This is a genomic window from Pseudomonas rustica (assembly GCF_018336155.1).
Taxonomy (GTDB): Bacteria; Pseudomonadota; Gammaproteobacteria; order Pseudomonadales; family Pseudomonadaceae; genus Aquipseudomonas; species Aquipseudomonas rustica.
The window spans coordinates 1-14,768 of record NZ_JAGYHF010000002.1 but is presented as its reverse complement, the minus strand read 5'-3'; the positions used below and the strand labels follow the sequence as shown (position 1 = coordinate 14,768).

18 protein-coding genes are annotated in these 14,768 nt (G+C 60.1%); 2 read left to right on the top strand and 16 right to left on the bottom strand.

Annotated elements, in window-relative coordinates; genetic code table 11:
• Positions 1-63 precede the first annotated feature (63 nt).
• Positions 64-273 carry a cold-shock protein gene (locus KFS80_RS03185; RefSeq protein ID WP_053117589.1) on the top strand — a complete coding sequence of 70 codons (210 nt, stop codon included), beginning with the start codon at positions 64-66 and terminating at the stop codon, positions 271-273.
• A 91-nt stretch (positions 274-364) separates the two neighbouring features.
• Here KFS80_RS03185 and KFS80_RS03180 read toward each other — a convergent pair whose 3' ends face one another.
• From KFS80_RS03180 to KFS80_RS03165, 4 genes are all read right to left on the bottom strand, one after another.
• Positions 365-742: a hypothetical protein gene (locus KFS80_RS03180; RefSeq protein ID WP_212543958.1), complete on the bottom strand. Its 378-nt coding sequence runs from the start codon at positions 740-742 to the stop codon at positions 365-367.
• A 76-nt stretch (positions 743-818) separates the two neighbouring features.
• Positions 819-1,628 carry a putative RNA methyltransferase gene (locus KFS80_RS03175; protein ID WP_150646954.1) on the bottom strand — a complete coding sequence of 270 codons (810 nt, stop codon included), beginning with the start codon at positions 1,626-1,628 and terminating at the stop codon, positions 819-821.
• Positions 1,628-2,779: a succinyl-diaminopimelate desuccinylase gene (gene dapE, locus KFS80_RS03170; RefSeq protein WP_212543957.1), complete on the bottom strand. Its 1,152-nt coding sequence runs from the start codon at positions 2,777-2,779 to the stop codon at positions 1,628-1,630. Before dapE ends, KFS80_RS03175 begins: the two co-directional genes overlap by 1 nt.
• A gap of 203 nt (positions 2,780-2,982) precedes the next feature.
• Positions 2,983-5,571, bottom strand: a complete 2,589-nt coding sequence (locus KFS80_RS03165; RefSeq protein WP_212543956.1) for a glycosyltransferase — start codon at positions 5,569-5,571, stop codon at positions 2,983-2,985.
• A 226-nt stretch (positions 5,572-5,797) separates the two neighbouring features.
• Here KFS80_RS03165 and tcdA point away from each other — a divergent pair, with 226 nt between their 5' ends.
• Positions 5,798-6,616 (top strand): tRNA cyclic N6-threonylcarbamoyladenosine(37) synthase TcdA, encoded by an 819-nt coding sequence (tcdA, locus tag KFS80_RS03160; protein WP_159813072.1) that lies wholly within the window; start codon positions 5,798-5,800, stop codon positions 6,614-6,616.
• A gap of 99 nt (positions 6,617-6,715) precedes the next feature.
• Here the strand turns inward: tcdA and KFS80_RS03155 are convergent, their stop codons facing one another.
• The 12 genes from KFS80_RS03155 to KFS80_RS03100 all read right to left on the bottom strand — a co-directional run bounded on the left by KFS80_RS03155 (position 6,716) and on the right by KFS80_RS03100 (position 14,421).
• Positions 6,716-7,120 (bottom strand): SufE family protein, encoded by a 405-nt coding sequence (locus tag KFS80_RS03155; RefSeq protein WP_212543955.1) that lies wholly within the window; start codon positions 7,118-7,120, stop codon positions 6,716-6,718.
• Positions 7,117-8,322, bottom strand: a complete 1,206-nt coding sequence (locus KFS80_RS03150; RefSeq protein WP_212543954.1) for an aminotransferase class V-fold PLP-dependent enzyme — start codon at positions 8,320-8,322, stop codon at positions 7,117-7,119. Before KFS80_RS03150 ends, KFS80_RS03155 begins: the two co-directional genes overlap by 4 nt.
• A 149-nt stretch (positions 8,323-8,471) precedes the next feature.
• A complete protein-coding gene (gene dapD / locus KFS80_RS03145) occupies positions 8,472-9,506 on the bottom strand; it encodes a 2,3,4,5-tetrahydropyridine-2,6-dicarboxylate N-succinyltransferase (protein WP_053117606.1) in 1,035 nt (344 codons plus the stop codon).
• Positions 9,507-9,539: 33 nt separating this feature from the next.
• The gene (locus tag KFS80_RS03140; protein WP_212543953.1) at positions 9,540-9,902 is read right to left on the bottom strand and encodes an ArsC family reductase; all 363 of its coding nucleotides are present in this window, start codon (positions 9,900-9,902) and stop codon (positions 9,540-9,542) included.
• A 50-nt stretch (positions 9,903-9,952) separates the two neighbouring features.
• Positions 9,953-11,056: a phage integrase Arm DNA-binding domain-containing protein gene (locus KFS80_RS03135; protein WP_212543952.1), complete on the bottom strand. Its 1,104-nt coding sequence runs from the start codon at positions 11,054-11,056 to the stop codon at positions 9,953-9,955.
• Entirely contained in the window at positions 11,037-11,279 is a 243-nt protein-coding gene (locus KFS80_RS03130) for an excisionase (RefSeq protein WP_212543951.1), read from the bottom strand. Before KFS80_RS03130 ends, KFS80_RS03135 begins: the two co-directional genes overlap by 20 nt.
• Positions 11,280-11,325: 46 nt before the next feature.
• Positions 11,326-11,760 (bottom strand): hypothetical protein, encoded by a 435-nt coding sequence (locus KFS80_RS03125; protein WP_212543950.1) that lies wholly within the window; start codon positions 11,758-11,760, stop codon positions 11,326-11,328.
• 64 nt (positions 11,761-11,824) lie between these two features.
• Positions 11,825-12,067, bottom strand: coding sequence for a hypothetical protein (locus KFS80_RS03120; RefSeq protein WP_212543949.1), 243 nt, complete (start codon positions 12,065-12,067; stop codon positions 11,825-11,827).
• A gap of 49 nt (positions 12,068-12,116) precedes the next feature.
• On the bottom strand, positions 12,117-12,491 hold the full coding sequence (locus tag KFS80_RS03115; protein WP_212543948.1) for a hypothetical protein: 375 nt from the start codon (positions 12,489-12,491) through the stop codon (positions 12,117-12,119).
• Between the two features lie 4 nt (positions 12,492-12,495).
• Complete coding sequence (locus tag KFS80_RS03110; RefSeq protein ID WP_212543947.1) at positions 12,496-13,059, bottom strand: hypothetical protein; 564 nt, start codon at positions 13,057-13,059, stop codon at positions 12,496-12,498.
• Between the two features lie 91 nt (positions 13,060-13,150).
• Positions 13,151-13,774 (bottom strand): hypothetical protein, encoded by a 624-nt coding sequence (locus KFS80_RS03105; protein ID WP_212543946.1) that lies wholly within the window; start codon positions 13,772-13,774, stop codon positions 13,151-13,153.
• Entirely contained in the window at positions 13,774-14,421 is a 648-nt protein-coding gene (locus KFS80_RS03100; protein ID WP_246541602.1) for a DUF4406 domain-containing protein, read from the bottom strand. The genes KFS80_RS03105 and KFS80_RS03100 overlap by 1 nt, the downstream gene beginning before the upstream one ends.
• Positions 14,422-14,768 lie beyond the last annotated feature (347 nt).

Below are 14,768 nucleotides of genomic sequence, written 5' to 3'. Positions count from 1 at the left end.
TGACGTTCCTCAAAGGCTTTCCTGCGAAAAGCCTGTTCAATAATAAAAAAGGAGTATGAACAGATGGCAACACGTGAAACCGGCAACGTGAAGTGGTTCAACGACGCCAAAGGCTACGGCTTTATCCAGCGCGAAGACGGGGTGGACGTGTTCGTGCACTACCGCGCGATTCGCGGCGAAGGGCACCGGTCGCTGGCTGAAGGTCAGCAGGTTGAGTACGCGGTGATTACTGGCGAGAAGGGTTTGCAGGCTGAGGATGTGGTAGGCCTGTAACCTTGAAGATCAAAAGATCGCAGCCTTCGGCAGCTCCTACAGGTGTACACATGACCCTGTAGGAGCTGCCGAAGGCTGCGATCTTTTGTTGTTAAGCGGTTTTCCAGGTGATTTCTTCTTCACCGTCTGCGCTGATGCGCATCCAGCGATCAGCCGTCTCTTCACCTTCTTCCTCGACCCACGTGCCCGGCGCGCAACGCACTTCGACGTTCAGCGCGGCAAACGCGGCACGGGCGCAGGCGATGTCGTCGTCCCACGGCGTCTGGTCGCTTTCCAGGTACAGGCTATTCCACTTGCCCACGGCTTTCGGCAGCCAGGTGACCGGCACGCTGCCGGCCTTGCACTTCCAGGTCTGGCCTTTCTGAATCCAGTCGGTGCACGGGCCCAACGCTTCGCCCAGCCAGGCGGAAATGGCCTTGTGGTCGACGTCGGCGTCTTTCAGGTAAATCTCGATATCCGGTTGGCGCATGGATGTCCTCACTGCGGGTCTGAAAAATCCATTCGCGGATTTAGCCGGCCCCGGGCATTTGCCCGAGACCAAAAGTTTATTGAAGAACGAAATAATCGTAGCGCATCGACACGGTGGTCTCGAACGGCTCGGCCTGTTCGATCACCGCCGCGCGACGCTCGGCACTGGCGCGCCAGCCGTGGGGCGTCATCGCCAACAGGTTGGCGCGATCCTCGGGCTTGTCCAGCGTCAGCTTGAATTCCAGGGTTTCACTGTGCGCCAGCGCCATGCCTTGCGGCACCAAGGCCAGATGCTTGTCGTCGGTGTACTCGCGCACTTCGTCGTACAGACGCTCGCGCAGTTCCATCAGGTGGCCGCTGGTCGGGCCGACTTTCATCAGACCGCCGCCAACGCTGAGCAACCGTTTGGCTTCTTCCCAATCCAGCGGACTGAAAACACTGGCGAGAAACTGGCAACTGCCCGACGCCAACGGCACGCGAGCCATGCTGGCGATCAACCAGCTAATCGCCGGGTTGCGTTTGCACGCGCGTTTGACCGCCTCGCGGGAGATGTCCAGCGCGTAGCCATCGGCGTTCGGCAGGGCCTCGGCGATTTGCGCGGTGTAATAACCCTCGCCACAACCGATGTCGACCCAGCGCCCCGGCGCATAACTCGCCGCCAGCTCGGCCAGACGCTTGGCCACCGGCGCGTAATGGCCGGCGTTCAAAAAATCGCGGCGCGCCTCGACCATGGCCTGATTATCGCCAGGGTCGCGGCTGTTCTTGTGCTGCACCGGCAGCAGGTTCAGGTAACCCTGGCGCGCACGGTCGAAGCGGTGGCCGGCGGGGCAGACCACGCCGTTATCCACCGCATTCAGCGGCTCACTGCAGATCGGACACGCGAGCATCAGGCGAGCAACTTGATCATGGTTTGGTAGTAGATCTCGGTCAGTACGTTGAGATCCGCTGCCAGCACGCGTTCGTTGACCTGGTGGATGGTCGCGTTGACCGGGCCCAGTTCAACCACTTGCGTGCCCATGGTCGCGATGAAACGGCCATCGGAAGTACCGCCGCTGGTCGACGCCTTGGTTTCGCGACCGGTGATGTCCTTGATGCTCGCCGACACCGCGTCGAGCAGTGCGCCCGGTTCGGTGAGGAACGGCAGACCGGACAGCGCCCAGTCGATGTGCCAGTCCAGATCGTGTTTGTCGAGAATATCGGCCACACGTTTCTGCAGGCCTTCGACGGTCGATTCGGTGGAGAAACGGAAGTTGAACACCGCCACCAGATCGCCCGGAATCACGTTGGTCGCGCCGGTGCCGGAGTTGACGTTGGAAATCTGGAAGCTGGTCGGCGGGAAGAAATCGTTGCCGTGATCCCAATGCTCGGCGGCCAGTTCGGCCAGTGCCGGAGCGGCGAGGTGGATCGGATTTTTCGCCAGATGCGGATAGGCGACGTGACCCTGGATGCCTTTGACGGTGAGCTTGGCGCCCAGCGAGCCACGACGGCCGTTTTTCACCACGTCGCCCACCAGCGTGGTGCTCGACGGTTCGCCGACGATGCACCAGTCCAGACGTTCGTTACGCGCGGCCAAACGCTCGACCACAGCCTTGGTGCCGTGGTGCGCCGGGCCTTCTTCGTCGCTGGTGATCAAGAACGCGACTTTGCCCTTGTGGTTCGGGTAGTCGGCGACGAAGCGCTCGGCGGCCACGGTCATCGACGCTAGGCTGCCTTTCATGTCTGCCGCGCCACGGCCGCAAAGCATGCCGTGTTCATCGATCAGCGCGTTGAACGGGTCGATCTGCCACGCGGTGACCGGGCCGGTCGGCACCACGTCGGTGTGACCGGCGAAGCACAGCACCGGGCCGTCGTTGTTGCCGTGGGTGGCCCAGAAGTTATCCACATCTTCGATGCGCATCGGCTCGAGGGTAAAACCGGCATCGCCCAGGCGCTGCATCATCTGCTTCTGGCAATCGGCGTCGACCGGCGTCACGGATGGACGGCGGATCAGGTCGATGGCGAGTTGGAGGGTCGGCGAAAGGTCGGCGTGGGCCGTCATGTAATAACTCCGGGTGCGCACGGTAAACCTGTAGGAGCTGCCGCAGGCTGCGATCTTTTGATTTTGTTTTTTAAAATCAACAGCAAGATCAAAAGATCGCAGCCTTCGGCAGCTCCTACCGAGTTTGTTGGCATTGAAAAAGGCGGTCATTCTAAAGCAAAACGGCGGCCCGAAGGCCGCCGTTTGACGTTATCCGTTACCGATTATGCTGTTGCCGGCTCAGGCTTGGCCGCAGGTTTCGGTAGCGACGACAGGAACGCCATGATCAGCGCCGCCAGATACGGCAGCGATTGCACCAGTAGCATCACCACCCAGAAGCGCATGTCGTTGCTCGGGATGCCGTTGACCAGATAGATCCCCAGCGCCGCGCCCCACAACAGCAGCATGATGAACAGCTCTTCCCGCGCTTCGGAAATCGCCACCCAGAAACCATGGTTGTCGGCGTTTTTCGGGGTGCGGAAGAACGGAATGCTGGTGGTGAAGAAGCCGTACAGCACCGCTTTGGCGATGGTGTGCGACAACGCCAGCCCGGCCAGTGCCGCGCAGAAGGCATCTTTCAGGTTCACGCCGACGGCGCGACGGTAGAGGAAGATGATCTTGCCAACCTTGAACACGAACAGCGCCAACGGCGGGATTGCGAAGATCAGCAGCGGCGGATCGACCCGTTGCGGCACGATGATCATCGCCGCCGACCACAACAACGCGCCGACGGTGAAGAAGATGTTCATGCCGTCCGCGACCCACGGCAACCAGCCCGCGAGGAAGTGGTAACGCTGGCCACGTGTCAGTTCGGTGTCCTTGCCGCGCAGCAGGCTGCGGGTGTGGCGCTTGATGATTTGAATCGCGCCGTAGGCCCAGCGGAAACGCTGTTTTTTGAAGTCGATAAACGTATCCGGCATCAGACCCTTGCCGTAACTGTCGTGGTAATACGCCGCCGACAGGCCTTTTTCGAACACGCGCAGACCGAGTTCGGCGTCTTCACAGATGCACCAGTCAGCCCAACCCAATTCTTCCAGCACCGAACGACGGGTCATGGTCATGGTGCCGTGCTGAATGATCGCGTCACGGTCGTTACGGGTGACCATGCCGATGTGGAAGAAGCCTTTGTATTCGGCGTAGCAGAGTTTCTTGAAGGTGCTTTCGTTCTGATCGCGATAATCCTGCGGCGACTGCACCACGGCGATTTTCGGGTCGGCGAAGTGCGGCACCATGTGCTTCAGCCATTTCGGGTGCACGCAGTAATCGGAGTCGATCACGGCGATGACTTCGGCGTCCTTGGCGGTGTGCGGAATCAGGTAGTTCAGCGCGCCGCCCTTGAAACCGGCCAGGGGCGAAACGTGGAAAAACTTGAAGCGCGGGCCGAGGGTTGCGCAGTAGTCACGCACCGGTTCCCACACCGCCGGATCCTTGGTGTTGTTGTCGATGATCAGGACTTCATAGTCCGGATAATCCAGCGCGGCGAGGGCGTCGAGGGTCTGTTTGACCATCTCCGGCGGCTCGTTGTAGCAAGGCACATGAATCGAGACTTTCGGGCGGTAGTTGGAGTCGCCCTCGACCGGCAGGAATTCGCGCCGGCGTTTGTGAATCCACACCGCTTCGGCCAGTTCATGCGCCTCCGTCAGCAAGACGATAAATACCCCAAGCGCACCGAGCGCCAAGAGGAACCCGACCGTCAAACTGAACCACGTGCTGTATTGCAGGCTGTAGTCGTAACCGATCCACACCAGCACCGAACCGCAAAGGAAGGCGATAAAGGTCAGGAAGATCCGCCCACGTTGACGCAGGGCCGAACCGTCGATCATCAGCAAAGTCAGCGACAGCAGCGCCAGCACCACCGAGCCGATCGCCAGCACGCGCCACTGCGGGATCGCGACCACCGGGCCTTCGAAGTTGAATTTCTGCTGACGCGCGGCGTTGAACACGCCCCAGTACGCGCCGACCGAACCTTCGTCGCTGGCTTTCCACGGCTGGTCAAACGCTTCGATCACGAAGTAGTTGAAGCCTTGGCGGTTAAGCTTGTTGACCAGCGTGCGCAGGTAAATCGCTTGATCCGCCGGCGATGCATCGGCGCCACCGCGCATGCGACCGTTGCTCGGCCAGCCAACCTCGGAGAGCAGCAGCGGTTTCTTCGGAAAGAGTTTTTTCAGGTCGCGGGCGCGATCGAAAACGAACTGGCCAGCCTTGTCGACCGGAATGAATTCCCAATAAGGCAGAACGTGCGCAGCGATCAGATCCACGTGCTTGGCCAGCTCCGGGTGTTCTTCCCAGACGTGCCATTGCTCGGAGGTGGTCACCGGCACTTTCACCGCCGCGCGCACACGATCGAGCAACACGCTCAGCTCTTGCGCAGTGATTTCCTTACGGAAGATCGCTTCGTTACCAACCACCACGCGAACCACGCTGCGCGAGGTGTTGGCCAGTTCGATGGCGCGCTGGATTTCCCGTTCGTTGCGTTCCTGATCGGGGCTGATCCAGATCCCCAGCGTCACGCGCAGGCCGAATTCTTCAGCCAGTTTCGGAATGTCTTGCAGCGAACCGTCGACCGAGTAGATGCGGATGTTGTCCGTCAGCTTGCTCATGATCTCCAGGTCGCGGCGCATTTCTTCGTCAGACGGATACTGATCCTTCTGCGGATATTGTCCCTGCTGGAACGGCGAATAGGAGAAACCGGAGATCTGCTCCGGCCAGTTCGGCGCGGAAACCGGGCGATTGATCAGCGCCCAGAAACCGGTGAACAGGGCAGCGATTGCCAGAACCACCACCAGGTTGAGTCCAAATTTACGCGATGACATAGCTATTTCGGGTTCCAAAGGCTGTGGAACGAAGGAGTCGGTTGGCGTTGCGCCTTTCTTATTGCAAAAGGGCGCGCATCCTACACCGGCAGTCCGCCAGTCGTACATCTGACAGGGAAATGCCCGACATTGGGCAGCCGACTTTGACTTAAGTTCTTACACTTGTAGCTCGAAGCTTAAAACTTGTCGCTGTGTAGCCCTATAATGCGCGCCGGTTTTTGGGGTAATGGTCATGAGTACAGAAGATCCGCGGTTTGCAGGCATCGCCCGTTTGTATGGCATCGAAGGTCTGGCGCGTTTGCGCGCGGCCCACGTGGCGATCGTCGGCGTCGGTGGCGTCGGTTCCTGGGCGGCGGAAGCCATGGCCCGTTGTGGCGTCGGCGAGATTTCGCTGTTCGACCTCGATGACGTCTGCGTCAGCAACGCCAACCGCCAGTTGCACGCGCTGGACAGCACCGTCGGCAAACCCAAGGTCGAGGTGATGGCCGAGCGTCTGCGCGGGATCAACCCGGATTGCACGGTGCACGCGGTGGCTGATTTCGTCACCCGCGAGACCATGGCCGAATACATCACGCCGAACATCGACTGCGTGATCGACTGCATAGACGCGGTCAACGCCAAAGCTGCGCTGATTGCCTGGTGCAAGCGTCGCAAGATTCAGATCATCACCACCGGCGGCGCGGGCGGGCAGATTGATCCGACGCTGATTCAGGTGTGTGACCTCAACCGCACGTTCAATGACCCGTTGGCCTCGAAAGTGCGTTCGACGTTGCGTCGTGATTATGGTTTTTCGCGCACCGTGACCCGCCATTACAGCGTGCCGTGTGTGTTTTCCACCGAGCAACTGCGTTATCCGAAGCCGGATGGCAGCATTTGTTTGCAAAAGAGTTTTGTCGGTGACGGCGTGAAGCTGGACTGCGCGGGTGGGTTTGGTGCGGTGATGATGGTGACGGCGACGTTCGGGATGGTTGCGGCGACCAAGGCTGTGGACAAGATTGTCGCGGGTGTTCGGCGCCCGGCGGAGCGAGTTAAACCTCAGGCTTGATGTTGTGGCTGCTGGCCCCTTCGCGAGCAAGCCCGCTCCCACATTGGATCTGTGGTGTTCACAAATCCCCTGTGGGAGCGGGCTTGCTCGCGAAGGCGATTAACCGGCCAACTCATTCATTCGCTTGAGCACGGCGTTAAGGCCATTGCTGCGCGAGGGCGATAGCTGGCGCGAAAGGCCTAGCTGATTGAACCAGTCCGGCAGATCAATTTGCTGCAACTCCGCCGCTGACAGTCCGTTCACTCGCAACAGCAACAACGCCACCAACCCGCGAATCATCCGCGCATCGCTGCTCGCCGCGAACTGCCAGTGACCATCACGCAATTCCCCAATGAGCCACACCTGACTTTCACAGCCATGCACCCGGTTGACTTCGCACTTGTCGGCGTCACTTAGCGGTGGCAACCGATCACCAAACTGCATCAATAACCGCGCGCGCTGTTCCCAACCCGCCGCATTCTGAAAAGTCTGCAACGCCTCGGCAGCCTCGACCGGCAAGCTCATCGCAACAGCTCCAGCGCCTGATCCAGCGCTTCAAAGAACCGTTCCAGATCCTCCGAATCGTTGTACAACGCCAGCGACACGCGAATCGCCCCGGCCAGCTCGAAGCTTTTCAACAGCGGCATCGCGCAATGATGTCCGGCGCGCACGGCAATACCTTGTTCTGTCAGCAAGTGCGCCAGATCAGCGTTATGCACACCTTCAACGACAAAACTCGCCAGCGCCAATTGCGGCTTGCCCAACAAACGAATGCCATTACGAGCAGCGAGGCCACGCAGCAGATAGTCATGCAGCGCCGCTTCATGCGCCGACACTTCGTCCTGATCCAGACCCGCCAGATAATCCAGCGTCGCACCGAGGCCGATCACACTGGCAATCGGCGGTGTGCCCGCTTCAAAACCCAGCGGAGCAGGGCGGAAGCGCGCGTCGTGGTAGTTGGCTTCCAGCACCATTTCGCCGCCAAACTGCCAAGGCTTCAATTGTTCAAGCGCAGCATTGCGCCCGAACAGAACGCCCAAACCATCCGGCCCATACAGCTTGTGGCTGGAAAACACGTAGAAGTCGCAACCCAGCGCCTGCACGTCATGCCGGCCATGCACTACGCCTTGCGCGCCATCGACCACGGTCAACGCGTTCTGCGCCTTGGCCATGCCCAGCAGCGCCGGCAATGGCTGCCAGGCACCGAGCACGTTGGACAACTGACTGATCGCCAGCAAACGCGTGCGCGGGCCGATCAGATGCACGGCGGCGGCGAGATCGATCAAGCCGTCGGCATCCAGCGGCAGGATCACCAGTTTCAGATTGCGCCGTTGCGCCAGTTGCTGCCACGGCAGCAGGTTGGCGTGATGCTCCAGGGCGCTGATAACAATCTCATCGCCCGGGTGGAAAAGATGTTCCAGGCCATAAGCCAGGAGGTTCAGCGCACTGGTGGCGCCGTGGGTAAAGATGATCTGCCCGCTGTCTCCGGCATTCAGCCACTGCGCAACCTTGAGCCGACTGTCCTCGAACGCCTGCGTGGCGTGGGCGCCGGGCAGGTGTTGGGCACGGTGCACATTGGCTGCGCCATTGGCGTAGTAATGCGTCAGCGCGTCGAGCAGGGCCTGGGGTTTTTGCGTGGTGGCGGCGTTGTCCAGATAGGTCTGGTCTTGCCGTTGCAGCGCGGCGATGGCCGGGAAATCGGCACGCCAGGGGGAGGGAATCATCATCTGTTCAGCCCTGTGAACTTGGGCGGGATGTACACCGAACCTTGTGGGAGCGGGCTTGCTCGCGAAAGCGTCGTGTCAGTCGACATCAAGGGTGACTGACACACCGTCTTCGCGAGCAAGCCCGCTCCCACAGGAGGTCATAGCGGCACTTAGTTGTGAGCGTGCAGCGCTTCGTTCAGTTCGATCGCCGATTTGTGGGTTTTGCATTCCACAGCACCGGTTTCCGAATTGCGACGGAACAGCAGGTCAGCCTGACCGGCCAGCTCACGCGCCTTCACAACCTTAACCAGGTTGTTGTTTTCGTCGAGCAGCGCAACCTTGGTGCCGGCGGTCACGTACAGGCCCGACTCAACAGTGTTGCGGTCGCCCAATGGAATACCGATACCGGCGTTGGCGCCGATCAGGCAGCCTTCGCCAACCTTGATCACGATGTTGCCGCCGCCCGACAGAGTGCCCATGGTCGAGCAACCGCCGCCCAGATCGGAGCCCTTGCCGACGAAGACGCCAGCAGAAACGCGGCCTTCGATCATGCCCGGGCCTTCGGTGCCGGCGTTGAAGTTGATGAAACCTTCGTGCATCACGGTGGTGCCTTCGCCGACGTAAGCGCCCAGACGCAGACGTGCCGCGTCAGCGATACGCACGCCGGCCGGAACCACGTAGTCGGTCATTTTCGGGAACTTGTCCACCGAGAACACTTCCAGCAGCTCGCCACGCAGACGGGCTTCCAGTTGCATTTCGGTCAGTTCGCTCAGGTCGATGGCGCCCTGGCTGGTCCAGGCCACGTTCGGCAGCAGCGGGAAGATGCCGGCCAGGCTCACGCCGTGCGGCTTGACCAGACGGTGCGACAGCAGGTGCAGCTTCAGGTAAGCCTCAGGCGTCGAGGTCAGCTGTGCATCTTCGGCCAGCAGGGTGGCGACCAGCGGCTTGTGGCTTTCGGCCAGACGGGTCAGCAGCTTGCCTTGCACGGCGTCGATGCCTTTCACGGCTTCAGCCAGTTGCGCGGCTTGGGCGGTGGTGAAGGTGATGGCCTGGTTGCCTTCGGTATAACCGAGGATCGGCGCAACGGCGGCGACCAGTTCGGCCGAAGGATTGAGCAATGGCTGGGCGTAGAACACTTCCAGCCACGCGCCTTGACGGTTCTGAGTGCCGACACCAAAGGCGATGCTGAACAGGGAATTGGACATGTAAATACACCTCTACAAAGAGTGACGGGCTGCTTACTTCAGAGCGGCCGCGTAGATATCTGGCTTGAAGCCAATCAGGGTTCGGTCACCGAGATCGAGCACCGGGCGCTTGATCATCGAGGGTTGAGCGAGCATCAGTTCGATGGCTTTCGATTGGTCGAGATCGGCTTTGCGTTCGTCGTCGAGTTTGCGAAAGGTCGTGCCTGCGCGGTTCAACACCGTTTGCCAGCCGTGCTCGTCACACCATTGGGTCAGGTGCTCACGGTCGATGCCGGCGCTTTTGTAATCGTGAAAGTCGTAGCTGACAGCGTGCTCATCAAGCCAGGTGCGCGCCTTTTTCATGGTGTCGCAGGCTTTGATGCCGTAAAGCTTTAAGTGCTTGATTTCATTGGGCATAAAATCCTCCCCAAAACTTCCCCAATATCGCCCAAAAATTCAGCCGTGGATTATGCCACGTCGATCCACTCAGCGCCTCGACTGTCTCGATACAGGTCGGTCATTGCGGCCGAACGGTGACCGAGCAGTTTCTGCGCATCGCGACCTTCGTCTTCGTGGAGGCGCGCGGCGAGCGATCGCTGTTCGTGGAAGCTCGGCGGTTGCCGGCCAAAAGTTATCCCCAGCTTGGCGCCGGCTTTGTCCCGGGCCTCGGCAAATGCCGAGCTGAGTGTGTCCAGCACGACAGGCTGGCCAGCCTTCGCCCGGCCCGACGCTTGCGCATGATGCACCAGGTGTTGTGACAGAACGCGATCGCGGCATTGTTTGATGACGGTGGCGAGATCAAGCCCGACTGACTCCAGGCGAAGTGCAGTGCTGATTCGGAGTCGCGCGCCAGTCTTCGATTGGACGACGTGTAGGAAGCCGTCGTGCACGTCCTTGAATAGGATCGAGGCGATATCATCGCGGCGCTGGCCAGTGAGCACCGCTAACTCCATCGCCCGGCGAAGCCACGGTTTCGTCGCTTCCGCATAAATTGCCTTCCACAGTTCCAGCGTCAGCCGCTCGCGCTTGATGTTCACCCGCGCCGCTTTAGTCACCTCGACCGGGTTGGTGTCCGCCCATCCCCTCGCCTGAGCCTCGGCGAATACGTCTCGCAATAGCGAGCGCATCGCACGGGCCATCTGAGCTTTCCCCTCTTTGGCCATACCTGTCAGGTAATCGGCCACATCCATCGTTGTGATTTCCTTGATTCCCTTTGAGCCGAATTCAATCTCCAAGCGGTTGATCCGCATGCGAACGTTTTTGTTGCTGCTGGCGGATAGCTTGCGCTCGGCGAAAAGCTCGCGGTATTCATCAAGCCATTGCGAGAACAGCTTGCCCGGTGCTGGCGCTGGGGTGCTGATGCGTTCGGTCAGTGTTGGCTTGATGGTGTCTGCGTGGTTGGCGGCAACAGCCTCGCGAATGGCGGCCTCCTTGTCTTTGCCCAGACCAAACACGCGACCACTGATCGGGTCGCGGTAGGTGTAATAAGTGACGCCGTTGCGGGCGTCAGTCTTGCGGTAGAGATTCGGGGGAAGATCCTTTGACCCTGTGTTACGCGGCCTGGGCGCCATTGCGTGCTCTCTCTATTCTGCTGATCAGGCTGCCGCCGACAATGCGGATTGGCTGCTGGTCAGGTTCCTGATAATGGGCGTGGGATTCTACATAGTAGCTCCGCCCATGCTTCACTGGCGCCGGCGCGATTCGGCCTTCACGCGCCCATTTGCGGAGCGTGTTGGGGCTGGGCGGCGTCTTGAACTCGGCCGCCGCCCATTCATCCAGGGTGACTTTGCTCATTATGATGCTCCATGCCGCGCGTGGCGGCAGAAGGTGGTGATGGGATTTATTCGTCTTCATCCAGATCGAGGTCGTCATCGTCGTCACGGCTGACACTGATCGGGAGTTTGCCCAGGCGTTCGAGGGCAATCACGAGACCAATACGCAGCCCTTTCGCCATGTCGTTCGTGAGAATGATCTCCACCGGATCATCGACTCCGAGTTGCAGGGTCACGCCTTCCTTTGCGTTGTCGCTGACCAGTTGCAACTGGTTGGCCTGTCGCTTGTGCCATGCAAGCAGCGACTCGATCATCTCGCCGACGTCTTGCGGGGCGCTGACCGACCCCTCAAGCGCGCAGGTGACCAGCTTCTGCAGTTCCACTTTTTCTTCTTGTGCGCGCTCGAGCTGGTCGTCTGCGGCGAACGGCCCGCCGACCATTGACCAACTGCTGGCGAATACCTGCGCTTGATCCATGATGGCTTTGATATTTTTGTCAGACATGCGAGTTCCTCGCCCGCCGTACACCGGCAGGCTGTTGAGTTGGGGGAGGGAGTGAAGCGGTAGGTCAGTGCTTTACTTCTGAGCCAGACTTGATGCTTTCGACTTGCTGCGCGATTGCTGCGAGCACATTCATGGTGTAGTCGTGGCCGGTATTGGTCAGCATGGCGCCGCACGCCGCCGCGATAAATCCTGCGAAGGCCTGAGCTTTCTCCGGGTGAGTTCCAAAACCATCGAGCGCGGTCGCCTGATCGAACGTCGGGGCGAGAAGCAGCCACAGCTCCTGTCCGTATTTGGTTGCGTCACTCATCGCCACGGCCCCTTGTAGATGAGGTAGATGATGTTGAGCGGGGCGAAGATCATAGTAGGTGCGCCCCTGTTTCGAGTAGGCCGTCGCGGTCTTCGCGCAGGTTGTCGCGCTCATGCCTAAGTTCGTCTCGCTCCCTGATCAAAGCCTTGATGGCGGTCGAGATATTCCGGTGACCGAGGGTGATGGTGATGGCCTGTGCTTCGTCGAACAGCTTGACCTTCTTGTCTCGGTCGTCCGCCGCCCGCGCCGCCAGTTCTTTTTCCCGAATCGTCAGGCAGCGCTTGCAGGTGACGTACTGCCAGTAATTGGTGAGCTGGTCGTCGGTCATGACGCCGTCGGTGCCGCAGTAAACGTGCTCTGGCGGATCCTGATCAGACTCGGTTCCGCCGTCCCACGGGTAAAGGTGAATCGCTCGTTTGCTCATGGCGTCACTCCACCCCGTTCAGGTAGCAAGGTTCCGTGGCTTCAGCCAGCCACTGCCGGAGAGAACCCGCTGGAGTACCGGGTGAATCTTCGTCCTGCCACTGCTGGTCGAGCTCCGAATCGCCAGTCAGAACCACGTCGTAATCGTCGGAGTGCTCGTGCAGCCAATCGCCGTTGTATTCAGCCAATACCGCTAAAGCCTGTTCCGGGTTCTGCGCGGCAACCCAATCCTGATCGCCGACCTGATAGCAGAGCAGCGGCCCATCCTCCGGCTCGAAGGTGTAGCTTTTGGAGTTCATGGCGTTGTCGATGGCCTTGTCCAGCGCGGCGCCGGTCAGCACGTCTTCATGGCTGGCCAGGCCAACGACAATCCATTGTTCTTCCGGGAGCGTTACAGGCGCGCTGGCTTTTGGCTCGCGCAGGAAGCGGTACCGATCAGCAAGCGAGCGATCTTCGTCATGATTTCGCTTGAGTCCCTCGACGTTTGCAAGCAGGGTCGACAAGGAGTGATTGGTGCTCAGGCCGAATACGTTGTAGATGCGGGCCAACTCTGGGTGAATTTGAGACATGCCGGTTCCTTGCCGCTATAGCGGCTGACTTTGAAGGGGGAGGGAGTAATGTTGCGGGGTGGAGTACAGATGTACTCCTTTCGAGACGGAGCTAATCGGCCAGGCGGCGGAAGCCCATGGAGTAGATGAGCTCGGCGCGGTTCTGGCCAATGCCATCAATTCGCTTCAGCCATGCAATCGAGTCGTCACGGGATGCGAAGGCGCCAAACGCCAAATAGGCAACCCACAGCCCTTGCACGTACTCATCGGCATAGCCGGTGCGGTCATCGCCGCGGGCCAGGGATCGGCCATCAAGGAAGCCGAACACGGGATGTTTGGTCGCCATCACCCACTTCTGGAAACGCTCGCGCTTGCCTTCCAGATGGTCGCTTAGGCGCGGAGTCAGCTCATCAATCCGCTGATCCGCTGCGTTCAGGCGCTGCTGCAGGGCTTGTTCGCGAGCCTTCGAATCCTCGAGCGCCCGGGACAGCCAGCGGATCCGATCTTTGCCAGCGGTGAGCCAGACAACCGCCGAGTGATAGCCGGGTGTCTTGCGAAGCAGCGCGTTCACATTCAGCGGCTCATTGCCATGCAGGAACACACCGTTAGCCAACTCGTCGTCCGTGAGCTCACCAAGGGTTAGCGCCGCCCGCTGGCAGTTGTAGTGGTCACCGTGCGGATCGACCTGGCCTTCCTGCCGCCACTTCGCCGCTGGTGTTTTGAGTATGTCGCTCATCATGCAACCTCCATCGATACCAGGTCATGGGCATTCACTAACGGCATTCCGAGCTCGCGGGCAATGTGCACTTCGAGCCGGGCGCCTTTCGAGTTCTCCCAGCCGGGCAGCACTGCCACTTGACCGCACAGGCCAAGGCGGGTCAGGTCGTAGGCCATGTAGTCGGCCCAGTCCGCACCGTCAACGGTGCCGTGGTCGGCCGGGTTCTCAACGTCGTAGCCAGCGGCGCGAAGTCTTTCGGCCATGGCATTGAAGGCGGGGTAGTTGAAATCCTCGATGCCGGTCATCGGCCCGGCCAAGTACAAGCGATTGGCGCGGTCGGTGGCGAGCGTCACTCCAGACGCTGCTGGCGCCGGCGCCAGGTCGTGCCAGGTGTAAACCTCGAACTCTCCCGGGCGCAGCCCAAGGTGACGCCCATCAGGCATGACCGCTGCGACCGCGCCATGGCTGTTTGTCCACGCCTGATAGATGTCGTTTTCATTCGCCACCGGCACGGAGCCTTTGATGTAGGCAAGGCCGATCCCGGGCATAGGGTCGGCAGTGACCGTCTTCACCATTTGCACTGTGCAGGGCACGCGATCGCCAAACGGATAGCTGTTGCTGCGCTTGTGTAGGGCTGGGCAATCGATACTGTTTTCTGTGGGCATGGGGCGTCCTATGCCGGGGCATGCCCGGGCGGCGGGGGGGGGAGGGATCAGCTACAGTTAGCGATCGGCTAAAGGAGGTGCGTATGAACTGTTACATCTGCGGGAAAGATGTTGAGGTGATCAAACTTTCAGATAGTGAGGAAATCCCGTGTCCCGACTGTTCGCTCTACAGAATTTCCGGAACGGCGATCGCTTTATTCAAACGGCACAACTGGAGATTCAACATGGAACTGGCGCGCCGATGGATCGCGTCTCAGCAGGGTTCCGGTACTGTTCCTCTGATTGATTCGAGCAGAGCCGCGATACTGCTTTAGGTCGCGGATTTCAGCGTTGCGGACATAGGTGAT